The organism is Xanthomonas sp. WHRI 1810A (genome assembly GCF_040202885.1).
Classification (GTDB): domain Bacteria; phylum Pseudomonadota; class Gammaproteobacteria; order Pseudomonadales; family Pseudomonadaceae; genus Aquipseudomonas.
This window is the reverse complement of sequence record NZ_JBEGED010000003.1, coordinates 233,316-246,324: the sequence shown is the minus strand read 5'-3', so window position 1 is coordinate 246,324 and position 13,009 is coordinate 233,316. Positions and strand designations below refer to the sequence as shown.

Genomic DNA, 13,009 nt, shown 5'->3' with positions numbered 1-13,009 from the left:
TGCAAAGGATGGATACGTGAGCGAGACAGTCTTGCCTAAAGATGACATTGAACCGGTGTTGACCCACAACGCTGAGCCAATCCCGGAACCCGTGCGAAAAGAGCCTTCGGGCAAACGCGGCAGTGGGCTAATCATTCTGGCGTTGTTGCTGGGCGCCGCCGGCGTTGCCGTAGGGGGCTGGAGTGTCTGGCAACTGCGCGCGATCCAGAGCGGCACTCAGCAACAGTCCAGCCAATTGCAGGACGTGGGCGCCCAGGCGCAAGTGCTCAAGCAGAACCAACAACTGCTCACCGAGCGTTTTGCGAAACTACCCGCGGCCGACGAGCTTGAAGAGCGCCGCCGTCTTGTGAGCCAGTTGCAGGGCGATCAACAGCGTTTGAGCCAGCGTGTTGAAACGGTCCTGGGCGCCAGCCGCAAAGACTGGCGCCTGGCCGAGGCTGAACATCTGCTCAGATTGGCCAGCTTGCGGTTGTCCGCGCTGCAGGACGTCAACAGCGCACACGCCCTGGTGGAAGGCGCCGATGAGATCCTGCGTGAGCAGGACGATCCCGCAGCCTTTGGCGCTCGGGAACAGTTGGCCAAGAGCCTCGCGGCCTTGGGCAGCGTTGATCAGCCCGACCGTACCGGCCTGTTCCTGAAGCTGGCTGCGGTACGCGAGCAAGCCATCGCACTCAACGCACTGGCCCCGGAATACAAGGACGACGGCCAATCGCTGTTCGGCCTCACCGAGGGCAACGAAGACACCTATTGGGCAAAGTGGTGGGATCAGATTTCCCGTTTCGTGCGCATCGATTTCAACGCCGACAAGAGTGTGCGTCCATTGCTGGCCGGGCAGAGCCTGACGCAAGTGCGCCTGGCCCTGAGCCTTGCCCTTGAGCAAGCGCAGTGGGCAGCGCTGAATGGCGAAGCACAGGTTTACGCCAAGGCCATGGCTGAAGCCAGGAGCGTGCTGGACAGCAATTTCAATCAGGACAATCCACAGAGCAAGTTGATGGGCGCGCAGATCGACGCGTTGTCCAAACAACCGGTTGCCGTGGTGACGCCAGACCTGTCTCAAAGCCTGAGCGCGGTGCAGGCGTATCTCGAACAGCGCCACACGCCAGTCGGCGGTGCCTTGAGCAAGCAGGGTAATGAGGCGCAGCCGGAGACTTCTCAATGAAGCGCGCCTATCTGATCGTGTTCGCGGTCATCGTGATCGCTGCCCTGGTGGGGCTTGCGATTTCCGAGCACGCCGGTTACGTGCTGATTTCCTACGACAGCTTCCGATACGAATCCAGCCTCTGGGCACTGTTGGCGCTGCTCGCCGCGATCTGGCTGGTGGTGTGGCTGGTGCGCGCTTTGCTGGGGCTGTTGACCACCTCCAGTGGCGTGGTCAATCCCTGGTCAAACCGTAACCGCAGCCGTCGTGTGCAAATCGCGATCGAACAAGGCCAGATGGACCTGGCGGAAGGTCGATGGGCCAGCGCACAGCGTCATCTGCACCGTGCGGCCGAAGCTGAACGCCAGCCGCTGCTTTACTACCTCGGTGCTGCTCGGGCGGCCAACGAGCAAGGCCGCTACGAAGACAGCGATGCGTTGCTGGAACGGGCGCTTGAGCGTCAACCCCATGCCGAGCTTGCGATTGCGCTGAACCATGCGCAGCTGCAACTGGACCGTGGCGACAGCGACGGCGCACTCGTGACCCTGCAGGCCATGCAGCAGCGCCACCCGCACAATGCGCAGGTGTTGCGCCAGTTGCAGCGTCTGTATCGCCAGCTGGGCGAGTGGTCGGAAGTCATTCGCATGATGCCGGAGTTGCGCAAGGACAAGGTCTTGCCGGCGCAAGAACTGGCTGAGCTGGAGCGTCGCGCGTGGGGCGAAAACCTGTCGCTGGCGGCCTATCGCGAACAGACCACCGACGCGGACCTGACGGGATTGCCGGCACTGGACAAGGCGTGGCAGCAACTGAGTTCGGCGCAGCGCCAGGAGCCTACGCTGGTGCTGGCGTACGCCGAGCAGTTACGTCGCCTCGGTGCCGATGCGCAGGCTGAAGAAGTGCTGCGTGCTGCGATGAAGCGCGACTACAACAGCCACTTGGCGCGTCTCTACGGGCTGGTGCGCGGCAGCGATCCGGCCAAGCAGTTGCAAACGGCAGAAGGCTGGCTCAAAAACCACCCTGAAGATCCAGGCCTGTTGTTGACCTTGGGGCGTCTGTGTTTGCAGAGCAGTCTGTGGGGCAAGGCACGCGATTACCTGGAAGCCAGCCTGCGCGTGCAGCGTCACCCGGAAGCGTGCGCGGAGCTTGCCAGGCTGCTGGGTCAACTGGGCGAAACCGAGCGCAGCAATCAGCTGTTCCAGGAAGGTCTGGGGTTGCTTGACAAGCGTTTACTGGCGCGTCCACTGCCGATGTTGAGCAGCGTCTGACCTCATTCCGAGGCCGTGAAAAAAAGACCCGTTAATGGGTCTTTTTTCATTTCGGCGCTCCAGGCAGTAGGAGCTTTCGTTGATTTTTGCGCCTTGGTCGCTCTTTCCTAGAACCGCCTGTATAAAATCTTCTGCCCGGGATCAGTAAGTCCTTAGTTAAACAAAGAAATATCCTTATCCGGCGTCCTTGAAAGCGATGCATGCTTTCCTCTACCGTAACCGCCTTCGTCCTTTGTCACGGATTTTCCATGCATTTGGCTCGGCTACGCACCTTGTTTTTCCTGGCGTCTAACGCCTGTGCATCCTTTCTGGGTGCCGGGATTTATCTTGAGTACCACCTTGGGCCTTCCCTGAATCCGCTGTGTCTGCTGCAGCGTTGCCTTTACGCCGCGTACGGCGTGATCTGTCTGCTGGCGGTCGTGCATGCGCCGGGCAAGCGCGGCTGGCGGGCCTACTCGGGCAGTCTGCTCCTGATTGCGGCAAGTGGTGCCGCGATTGCCGGCCGACAAGTATTCCTCCAGGCATCTGCGCCGGAAGACATGGCCTCCTGCCTGGCCAATCTGCATTACCTCGTCGATACCCAACCCTACCTGAAGGTCCTTATCCTGGTGCTGCAAGGCAATGCGGGGTGTCCTGAAATCAATTGGTCACTGTTCGGCCTCAGCATTCCTGAATGGAGCCTTTTGGCGTTTACCGGCCTGAGCCTGTTTGCGCTGTATTTCTTTTTAATCGGCTTTATGCGCTTCAGATCAATGGACGCCGACGTCAGGGATTAAACGCTTGTATGAACTTTCTGTCCTGCGTACCTTGATGGGCCAGTCGTGCGGGCATAATCTGGGCCGCACGCGTTATTGGAATATTGCTGCTGTCGGCGTGTCTTGATCCGGTTTCTGCTCGGCAGGCCGCATCTTCAATTCGATCACAGGCAGCATCCCCTGAAGGGAAGAGAGAACATCATGTTGGAAAGTTGTCAGAACGCTCAGGAACGCTGGGGTGGGGTTCACAAGCTGATCGATCGTTGGTTGCAGTGTCGCAATGAACTGATCCGGTCCTACGATGCACTGGGCGATACGCCTGAAGCATTGGCCGCCGACCGAAAGGGACTGCAGACGTTTTGCGAGTTACTGGTTGATTACGTTTCTGCCGGCCACTTTGAAGTCTATGAACAGCTCAACAGCGAAGCCAAGGCGTTCAATGACGATCGCGGTCTGGAACTGGCTGACACGATCTACCCACGGCTTAACGTCATCACCGAGACTGCGCTGGCATTCAATGACCGGTGCGACAAAGGCGATTTTTCAGACTGCGCAGTGGTCGCCGCTGAATTCAACAAGCTGGGTGGTTTGCTGCACGAGCGTTTCGAGCTGGAAGATTGCCTGATCGAAGTGCTGCACAACGCGCATAAAGAACAGGACGCCGCTGTTCAGGCTTGAGGGTTGAGCTGCACGGTTGGCAATGAAAAGGGGGTGCATGCATGCACCCCCTTTTTTGTTCCCGGCGTCAGGCGCTGGCTGGAGAAGCGGCCTTATTGAGAGACCGCGATCAGCTCGATATCGAATACCAGCGGCGTGAACGGATCGATCAGGTCGCCTGCGCCTTCTGCGCCATACGCCTGCGACGACGGGATCACCAAGTGCCACTTCGCACCGACGGGCATTTCCTGCAGCGCCGTCGTCCAGCCGGCAATCACGCTGTCGAGGCGAAACCATTGAGGCGCTGTGCTCTGGTCGAAGACAGTGCCGTCAGGCAGGCGGCCCACGTATTTCACTTCCGCGCGGCCATTGATGTCCGGCTTGGGGCCGGTGCCTGGCGTCAGTTCCGTCATCAGAATTCCATCAGCCAGCACCCGCACGCCCGGCTTGGCTTTCTCGGCATCCATGAAGCGGCGTTCTTCTTTCAGCGCGGCTTCGGTCTGCGGTTCGGTCTGGCCTGAGGTTTCAGCCTGAGCGACAGCGGCATCGTGATCACTGAGGATCTGCTCGATGCGCTCCTGTTTGATCGCCAGCGGCTTGTTCTGATACGCCTGCTGCAGGCCCTCGATCAGCGCGGGCAACTGAAGGTCCGGCACTTCCTGACGCAGACGCTCACCCAGACTTGCTCCCAGGCTGTACGCCAGATCGTGGGCGGTGTCGGAGGCAGGGGCATCAGCTGCGTGGGCGAGGGGTAGCAAGAGTAACAATGACGTGAACAGGTAGCGCGACATGAATGCTCTCCGGCCTGGGAAGTGGGGATTATGCCAGCGCGGCGCTGCTAATGTGATGAGGATATGCAGGGATTTTCCGCGATGTGCAACAGAGCGGGGTTTGTAGTGTCAAGATGCCCTAGCGGCGGTGCAGGCAGAGGTCTAGTATGAGCCGCACTCAAAACAGCCAGGAGGTAAGTCATGTCGGCCAAAAAGAAGCCAGTAAACACTCCGTTGCATTTACTCCAACAACTGTCCAGCAGCCTGCTCGAACACCTTGAAAACGCTTGCTCCCAGGCTTTGGCTGACGCCGAGAAATTGCTCGCCAAGCTGGAAAAGCAACGCGGCAAGGCGCAGGAAAAATTGCACAAGTCGCGCACCAAATTGCAGGACGCCGCGACCGCTGGAAAAGCCAAGGCACAGTCCAAGGCCAAAGACGGCGTTACCGAGCTGGAAACCCTGCTCGACGCCCTGAAAAATCGTCAGACCGAAACCCGTTCCTACATCCTCAACCTCAAGCGCGACGCTGAGGAAAGCCTGAAGCTGGCGCAAGGTATTGGACGTGTGAAAGAAGCCGTGGGCAAAGCGCTGAGTGATCGCGCGGCCAAGCCGGCGACTGTAAAAGCAGCACCAGCCAAAGCAACACCGGCAATCCCTGCGAAAGCGTCTGCCAAGCCTGTCGCGAAAACCGCTGTGAAGCCAGTGCCTGCCAAACCAGCGCCCGCGAAAGCACCGGCGGCCAAGGCAGCCAGCAAGCCTGCGGCTAAAGCGCCAGTCGCTGCCAAGGCACCTGTGGCAGCGAAGTCGCCTGCAAAACCTCCCGTCAAGGCAGCGCCTGCGCCTAAAGCGGCTGCAAAAACGGCTGCTGCCAAACCTGCTGCGCCGAAGTCGGCGGCCAAGCCCGCGCCTAAAGCGCCGGCCACCAGCGCTGCTGCTGCAAAACCTGCTGCAAAAGCCCCAGTGAAAGTGGCCGCCAAACCAGCCGCTGCCAAATCCGTTGCGGCGAAACCGGCTGCCAAGTCTGCAGTGGCCAAGCCTGCCGCCAAGCCAGCGGTCAGCAGGTCGCCAGCCAAGGCTGCCGCGAAGCCGGCAGCAAAACCGGCGGCTCCTGCAGCTGCGTCTTCAGACGCCGCCAAACCTGCAGCAGCGCCTGCCGCTACTCCAGCGACACCGTCCGCTGCAGCCACACCTGCCAACGGTTCAACACCGGGCAGCGCTTCCTAAACGAAGCTCGCCATGACGCGCAGCGCTTGCTGCGCGTCATGGTGTTCGTAGGCAGCTGCTCCGGCCAGCTCGTTCAACCAGGCATCTGCGTCGTGCGCGTCTTGCCTCGGCCAGCCTTGAGTCAACGCTTCCAGTCTGCGCAACAGTTCATGCTCAGCCTCCAGTTCAAGCCCTTTGAGCTGCTCGCGTAGGCCTTCCCATTGTTCATCGCCAGCCGACTGTTTTTTCCAGCGCGTGCGTAATTCCCGCAGCGGCGTCACGACGTCTGCGTGCCACGGCGTGGCCAACTGTCCGATTTCTTGCACACGCTGATCACTGCACTCGACGCCGCGTTGCGCCAGCCACACGCCGCACAACAGCGCGCACACATTGGCGCCACGGCTTTGCAACGTCAGGCAGGCCTGCTCGACGCCCGGTCGTGCGTAGAAATCGAGGGTGAAAGTCCAAAGCGCTGAGGGCATAGTCATCCACCTGTTCTGGACGAAGCTGGTAGACTCCGCCGCCATTATGATCCGAATTCAAAGCCTTACCTTACAGCGTGGTCCGCAACGTCTGCTAGAAGACGCCGAGCTGACCCTGCACGCCGGCCAGAAAGCCGGTCTCATCGGTGCCAACGGCGCCGGTAAATCCAGCCTCTTCGCATTGCTTCTGGGTGAACTGACCCCAGACTCCGGCGATTGCCTGCTGCCCGCCGACTGGCGTATCGCCCACATGCGCCAGGAGATCGACACCCTCGATCGTCAGGCGGTGGACTACGTCCTTGATGGCGATATCCGCTTGCGGCAGGTCCAGCGTGATCTGGCGCTGGCCGAAGAAAACCAGGACGGCGCGGCTCAGGCCAGGATGCATTCGGAGCTCGACAGCGCCGATGGCTACACCGCCGATGCGCGCGCTCGCAAATTGCTGGCCGGGCTGGGCTTCACCAACGAACAGATGGAGCGCCCTGTCAGCGATTTCTCTGGCGGCTGGCGGATGCGTCTGAACCTGGCGCAGGCCTTGATGTGTCCATCGGACCTGTTGCTGCTCGACGAACCGACCAACCACTTGGACCTCGATGCCATCCTCTGGCTCGAAGACTGGCTCAAGAGCTATCCCGGGACATTGCTGCTGATCTCCCACGACCGGGACTTCCTCGATGCCGTGGTCGATCACGTCGCCCACGTCGAACAGAAAAAAATCACGCTCTATCGCGGCGGCTACAGTGCCTTCGAGCGGGCGCGTGCCGAACGTCTGGCGCAGCAGCAACAAGCGTATGACAAGCAGCAGGCGCAGCGCGCGCACATGGAGAAATTCATCGCGCGCTTCAAGGCCCAGGCCACCAAGGCCAAGCAGGCGCAGAGCCGCATCAAGGCCCTTGAGCGCATGGAAGAGTTGTCGGCGGCGCATGTGGATTCGCCGTTCGATTTCACCTTCCGCGAGTCGAGCAAAATTTCCAGCCCGTTGCTGGATCTGTCTGACGCGCGCCTGGGTTATGGCGACGTCACGATCCTGCAGAAGGTCAAGCTTCAACTGACACCGGGTGCGCGCATCGGCCTGCTGGGCCCGAACGGCGCGGGTAAATCCACGCTGATCAAAAACCTCGCCGGCGAGCTTGAACCGTTGAGCGGGCGTATGGTGCGTGGCGAGAACACCGTGGTCGGTTATTTCGCGCAGCACCAGCTCGACTCCCTCGATTCCAAGGCCAGCCCGCTGCTGCACTTGCAGCGCATTGCGCCGACCGAACGCGAACAAACCCTGCGCGACTTCCTCGGCGGCTTCGACTTCCGCGGCGCTCGCCTGGACGAGCCGGTGCTGAATTTCTCAGGCGGCGAAAAGGCGCGTCTGGCACTGGCCCTGATTGCGTGGGACAAACCGAACCTGCTGCTGCTCGATGAACCGACCAACCACCTGGATCTGGAAATGCGCCTGGCGCTGACCATGGCGCTGCAGGAATTCAGCGGCGCGGTGTTGGTGGTGTCTCACGATCGGCATTTGCTCAAGAGCACCACCGACGACTTCTTGCTGGTGGCCGATGGCGTTGTGCAGGAATTCGACGGCGACCTGGACGACTACGCCCGCTGGCTGGTGGATTATCGGCTGCGCAATGCGCCGACCAGCAACACGCCGGTCAACGTCGACAAGACCGACAAGAAGGCTCAGCGTCAGCAGGCGGCCGCCTTGCGTCAGCAACTGGCGCCGCACAAGCGCGAAGCCGACAAGCTGGAAAAAGACTTGGGCGCGCTGCACGAGAAGCTGGCCAGGATCGAAACCGTGCTGGGCGACAGCGCGATTTACGAAGCGGCGAGCAAGGACAAACTGCGCGACACCCTGGCTGAACAGGCCCGCCTGAAAGTCCGCGAAGGCGAACTCGAAGACGCGTGGATGACGGCACTCGAACTGCTGGAATCGATGCAGGCCGAGCTGGAAGCCTTGTCCTGATAGAATCGCTGGCGCTGCCCCTCATCAGGGGCGAGCGCCGTCCGGTGGATCAGGCACAGTCCTGATCCTTTCGCCGCGCGAACACAGTTTCAACTCATCTCACCGCAACAGTTAGAAATCATTGGTTTTCGGTCAGCGGAAATACTAGGTTGAACGCCTGCTTTTTCACTGCCTGAGGTGCGTGATGTCGCTCGAAACCTGGCTGGCTTTTTTTGCCGCCTGCTGGATCATCAGTATTTCGCCCGGCGCGGGCGCCATCGCGTCCATGTCCGCGGGCCTGCAATACGGATTCTGGCGCGGTTACTGGAATGCGATTGGCCTGCAGCTGGCGCTCATGGTCCAGATCGCAATCGTCGGTGCAGGCCTTGGGGCTGTGCTGGCGACTTCGGCACTGGCCTTCACGCTGATCAAATGGTTCGGCGTGGCCTATCTGGTGTATCTCGGGATCAAGCAGTGGCGTGCCTTGCCCAGCGACCTGGCGGGTGACGCGTCCGTTCGCCCCGCCGGCAAACCGCTGGCGCTGATCGCTCGTGGCTTTTTGATCAACCTCAGCAACCCCAAGGCGCTGGTGTTCATGCTGGCGATCCTGCCGCAGTTCATCGACACCCATCTGGCCCAGGTGCCGCAATACGCGATCATCATGGCGACGATGGTCAGCGTCGACCTGATCGTCATGGCGGGCTATACGGGGCTGGCGTCCAAGGTCCTGCGCCTGCTCAAGACACCCCGGCAGCAACGCCGAATGAACCGCACGTTTGCCGGGCTGTTTGTCAGCGCGGCCGCCTTCCTGGCGACGTTGCATCGCGCGTAGGGCGGCTTAAGCGTCTGGCTAAAACAAAGCCGCCGCAGGTTGCGTGTGCAATCTGCGGCGGCTTTTTTTGCTACAAAAGCTTGGGGCTATGACTTAGCTTCCCCTTGCTTCGGGTCTTCAGCGTGGGCCCAACGATAATCCAGACGCGGCGCGAACACTTTGATCCGACGCTTGATCTTGATCAGGATCGGGTCATGCACCGGTTCCGGATCTTTCAGGAACGCGGTCAGCACAGCACTCAGCGCGTACAACCCGCAGAACGCCCAGACCACGCCTTCAATGCCATAGCTTTCATTGAAGATCGCGACCACCGCAGGGCCGACCCACGTCGACGCGCCTGCACCCAGGCTCAGCACCGATAAGGCAGCCGCTTTGTTGTGCGGTGCCAACGCAGGGGCGAGCGCCGACAGCGGCACGAAGCAGGCCAGTGTCAGGCCGTAGAAAGCACCGAAGACCGAAGCAATCAGGAAGTCGTTCGGGAACGCCTGCGGCATGAAGAAGAACAGCGGCGTACTGATCGTGCTGCCCACCGCGCCGAACCACAGGATCGTGTTGCGGTAGCCGATCTTGGTGCTGATCACGCTGGAGCTGATGTTGCCGATGATGTTGAAGATGAACACGATCGTCAGCAGACGCAGCCATTCTTCCAGGGTGAAGCCGACGGTATCCATGAAGAACCCGGGCATCACCACCAGGAAGCCAAACATCGACGAGGTATTGATAACGCGGACGATGCCGGCCAACGACACTTTCGGGCGCGTCCACATGATGGTGATGTTCTTGGCCATCGACACCAGCGGGCGTTCACCCTCAGGCGCCAATCGACGCATGCCGTGCGCTTCACGCATACCGATCAGGCCAATCGCACCGCCCACGACCACCAGGCCGAAGGACAACCAGAAGGTCTGCAATGCGCCAATCAGCGGAATTGCGATGCTCGCCACCAGAGAGCCCAGCATCGGCAGGCCTGCTGCGTAGGCCACCCAGAACCAGCCCACAGCCATACCCATTTTGCGGGACGGGGTGGAAGCAGCAATCCAGACCAGGAAACCGTAGGCGAACAGCGGATAACCGAAACCGCGCAAACCGTAGGTCAGCAGAATCATGGAGTAGCTCAATTCCTGCAGGCCGTAGACCAGGAAGAGCACTTCGAACACGCTCCAGATGATCAATCCCAGGAACATCACCCGTTTCGGGCCCCAGATATTGGAGAGCGCGCCGGCGAGCCACGATGAAATGCCGACCGTGACACCGTAGATGGTGAAGATCATGGCGATTTCGTCGCCGGGCATGCCGCGTTCGCTGAGGAAGGGTGAGAGGTATCCGAGTTCTACGCCATCGCCGATCATGAAGATCAACAGGCCGACAAAACCCCAGAACATGGGATAAGGGATACCAACTTTGTCGCAGAATCTAACGAGTGGAGTGTTCGGAGTCGATTGATCGCTCAATTTTCCGGTCCTTTTTGATGCACGGCGTTTGGGCGCGCCGTATGAATGGCCTCGATGAGGTTGAAAGGCAGACTGGATAGCACAGGCATCCGCTTCGGGCAGCGAGCAAAACTGGCTTGATTATTTGACGCGCGGGGTCAGACGTTGGAGCAGCTATCGTCGACCCATTAATCTATGTTTTTCTAGATTTTCGAGCCCGAAGCCAACCTGTTATGACAGATGAAACGATTCACTGCAACCGCGACCCATTCGTTTGGGTGCGACAACGTGCCCGGTTGTATCGGCTAAGGGGTACGGGTTCAGGGGGATGAGGTGTGTCAATTTGTGTATGAAAAAAAATGCATCTTTTTTTCAAAAAACACCGCGTTTCGGCCATTGCTTGATTTTTCCCCCCCCCAATCGCTGCGCCCTTTGTAGGAGCTGCCGAGCCGCCGAAGGCTGCGAATCGATCTTACTGACACACCACATCAGTCGAGCGCGACCCCAAAGCTTTCGGCAGCTTCTACAAGTTATGCGTTTAGCGTCGTCCCGGCTGTCGCCCGCTTACTCCGCAAGCGCGCATTAGCTCAACATTGCTGGTTCAGCCGCAGTCCCCAATCAACATTTACTGCTCGCCCGCAAGTTCACCCGCTGCATCCGGCATAGCTTCTCCGGCTTTCTCTGCTGGAATTTCGGCTGTTTTTTGATGTTCCAGGCCGCATGAAATGTACTGGCCGCCGTGCGCAAATTAGTCCAAGCACGCGACATACTGCGTCATAACTGCTGCATCACTGCTGCATCCTTGCCCCAGAAACACGAAAACCCGCAGCTTTCGCTAGGCGGGTCTCGGAAGGTAGGCACGAGAGCTGGTCTCATGCGTTGTGAGAATAATTATCCAAAGGTGACATCAGCGTCAACTCAGATGTGGTGGATAGGCGTGATTTTTCGGGGTTTGCTGTGATCTCGAATGACTTCCAGTTGGCTTCCGGACTGCGGATAGACTGAACAGTAAAAGCCACCGAGGACCTAGATCAGTTCGCTGTCGTGGCGCCGCCTTCTACTTCTGCCGAAGGCGTAGGAACGCGGCCTGCCCGCGATCTGGCGCGGAGTGGCAGCAAAGCCTGAGGACGCGGCATGCTTGGCACGCCCAATCGCAACAAGCCAATCCGGATAAACCGACATTGCCCGAAAGCGCTCCTACCGTTTCCACGAGAACAGATCCGTTATGCATCATTGCTTCTGCCGAAGGCGTAGGAGCGTGGCTTGCCCGCGATCTGGCGCGAAGCGGCAGCAAATCCTGCGAACCCAGCATGCCTGACACGCCCAGACGCATCAGGCCAACCCGGATAAGCCCACGGTGCCCGGATGCGCTCCTACCGCTTCCAAGAGAATCAGCACCAAATATGCATCACACCGCTTCTGCCGAAGGCGTAGGAGCGTGGCTTGCCCGCGATCTGCCGCGAAGCGGCAGCAAACCTGACCATGCAACCGTCCTGAATCACTCCGTCGCTGGATTCAATCGCCCCCGCTCCCCAACTACTACGGCCCGCGCCGCTTGAAACAAATCGCTCGCATCCTCCAGCAGCAAATAAGCAGCATCGGCCAAATGATGTAAATCCTTGGGCTCCACATCGGTGAGCTTCATGTGCGCAAGACTGTCCAGCAGACCCTTCGCGGCGCTCAAACGTCGATCCGCACAGGCTTCAAGGTCTAGATATGACGCAGTTGCGTCGATCAGCAGGACAGGGGTGTTGGATGGGTTGTTAGTCAACGGGATATAGGTGCTCATCAGTTCGCCTCCTGCATGAAACAGGTGGCGGACACTACAGGTCGGTTCCGTTGCATATGGCTGTTGAAACAAGCAGGGCGTCTGGCGAGGCTGGAGGTTGCAGGGAGTACAGCGATGGTCCTGCGTACGGCTGGGCGGAAAACACGTAGGGAGAAATTAAGGGCGTGCGATTGCTTCATGTGATGCTCCTAGTAAGAGGAGCTGCCACCGTTTGCGGCCAAGCAAAATAGGGTGGCAGCTGTACGCGGGTTGGCCGACCGAGACTAGGTGCCCGGCACACCCAAAGGTGTCCCACGCACAGCTGCCATAACTCGAAATTGCGGGCACAAAAAAAGCGCCTGCTTTCGGATGGTGGGCGCTTATGCGCCTAGTGGTCGAGCGGCCAAGCCCGTTCGCTGAGTTTGCAGCGACGATGCGGACTATATGCGCAGTTGCTTCGGAAGGGCAAGGGAGGTGTGCACTGCTTTCTACACCCCAAGGCCCGGTTGACGAGCTATCCCCAGTCCATATACTTGCCATCCACAAGACCCCTATCGGTTGATATGATTCGGTATTGACGTCCGCAACTCACCAGAAGAAATAGGGTGATCAGCTTGACGAGCGTGGAGGTTGCGACATTGCCACTAGAATCGTCGACGGGGTTGGAATATGTGCACTCCTTCAAATGAATGGTTTGATATTGCTCGTGACTGGCTTTCGGATGCGCGAACCAGCGGCGTGGTGGCGGTTAAAGAGATTTTTAAGGTGTGCTT

11 protein-coding genes are annotated in these 13,009 nt (G+C 59.5%); 7 read left to right on the top strand and 4 right to left on the bottom strand.

What is annotated here, in order from left to right; translation table 11 throughout:
* The first annotated feature begins 16 nt into the window (after window positions 1–16).
* The 4 genes from ABQX22_RS07175 (at window position 17) to rsd (ending at window position 3,836) form a co-directional block, all read left to right on the top strand.
* Window positions 17–1,159 carry a uroporphyrinogen-III C-methyltransferase gene (locus ABQX22_RS07175; RefSeq protein WP_349797937.1) on the top strand — a complete coding sequence of 381 codons (1,143 nt, stop codon included), beginning with the start codon at window positions 17–19 and terminating at the stop codon, window positions 1,157–1,159.
* Window positions 1,156–2,403, top strand: a complete 1,248-nt coding sequence (locus ABQX22_RS07170) for a heme biosynthesis protein HemY (RefSeq protein ID WP_349797934.1) — start codon at window positions 1,156–1,158, stop codon at window positions 2,401–2,403. Before ABQX22_RS07175 ends, ABQX22_RS07170 begins: the two co-directional genes overlap by 4 nt.
* A 200-nt stretch (window positions 2,404–2,603) precedes the next feature.
* Window positions 2,604–3,179, top strand: coding sequence for a disulfide bond formation protein B (locus ABQX22_RS07165; RefSeq protein ID WP_349797932.1), 576 nt, complete (start codon window positions 2,604–2,606; stop codon window positions 3,177–3,179).
* A gap of 180 nt (window positions 3,180–3,359) precedes the next feature.
* Window positions 3,360–3,836, top strand: a complete 477-nt coding sequence (rsd, locus tag ABQX22_RS07160; protein WP_349797930.1) for a sigma D regulator — start codon at window positions 3,360–3,362, stop codon at window positions 3,834–3,836.
* 92 nt (window positions 3,837–3,928) lie between these two features.
* On the opposite strand, the gene ABQX22_RS07155 is transcribed toward rsd, so the two are convergent.
* A complete protein-coding gene (locus tag ABQX22_RS07155; protein WP_349797928.1) occupies window positions 3,929–4,606 on the bottom strand; it encodes an FKBP-type peptidyl-prolyl cis-trans isomerase in 678 nt (225 codons plus the stop codon).
* A 180-nt stretch (window positions 4,607–4,786) separates the two neighbouring features.
* Here ABQX22_RS07155 and ABQX22_RS07150 point away from each other — a divergent pair, with 180 nt between their 5' ends.
* Window positions 4,787–5,809: an AlgP family protein gene (locus ABQX22_RS07150; RefSeq protein WP_349797926.1), complete on the top strand. Its 1,023-nt coding sequence runs from the start codon at window positions 4,787–4,789 to the stop codon at window positions 5,807–5,809.
* Here the strand turns inward: ABQX22_RS07150 and ABQX22_RS07145 are convergent.
* Window positions 5,806–6,270, bottom strand: a complete 465-nt coding sequence (locus tag ABQX22_RS07145; protein WP_349797924.1) for a TIGR02444 family protein — start codon at window positions 6,268–6,270, stop codon at window positions 5,806–5,808. The genes ABQX22_RS07150 and ABQX22_RS07145 overlap by 4 nt on opposite strands.
* A gap of 46 nt (window positions 6,271–6,316) precedes the next feature.
* On the opposite strand from ABQX22_RS07145, the gene ABQX22_RS07140 reads away from it, so the two are divergent.
* Window positions 6,317–8,227, top strand: coding sequence for an ATP-binding cassette domain-containing protein (locus ABQX22_RS07140; RefSeq protein ID WP_349797922.1), 1,911 nt, complete (start codon window positions 6,317–6,319; stop codon window positions 8,225–8,227).
* 184 nt (window positions 8,228–8,411) lie between these two features.
* A complete protein-coding gene (locus tag ABQX22_RS07135) occupies window positions 8,412–9,038 on the top strand; it encodes a LysE family transporter (protein WP_349797920.1) in 627 nt (208 codons plus the stop codon).
* Window positions 9,039–9,124: 86 nt separating this feature from the next.
* Here the strand turns inward: ABQX22_RS07135 and ABQX22_RS07130 are convergent, their stop codons facing one another.
* Both ABQX22_RS07130 and ABQX22_RS07125 read right to left on the bottom strand, forming a co-directional pair.
* Window positions 9,125–10,489: an MFS transporter gene (locus ABQX22_RS07130; RefSeq protein ID WP_349797918.1), complete on the bottom strand. Its 1,365-nt coding sequence runs from the start codon at window positions 10,487–10,489 to the stop codon at window positions 9,125–9,127.
* A gap of 1,477 nt (window positions 10,490–11,966) precedes the next feature.
* On the bottom strand, window positions 11,967–12,257 hold the full coding sequence (locus tag ABQX22_RS07125) for a hypothetical protein (RefSeq protein ID WP_349797916.1): 291 nt from the start codon (window positions 12,255–12,257) through the stop codon (window positions 11,967–11,969).
* Window positions 12,258–13,009 lie beyond the last annotated feature (752 nt).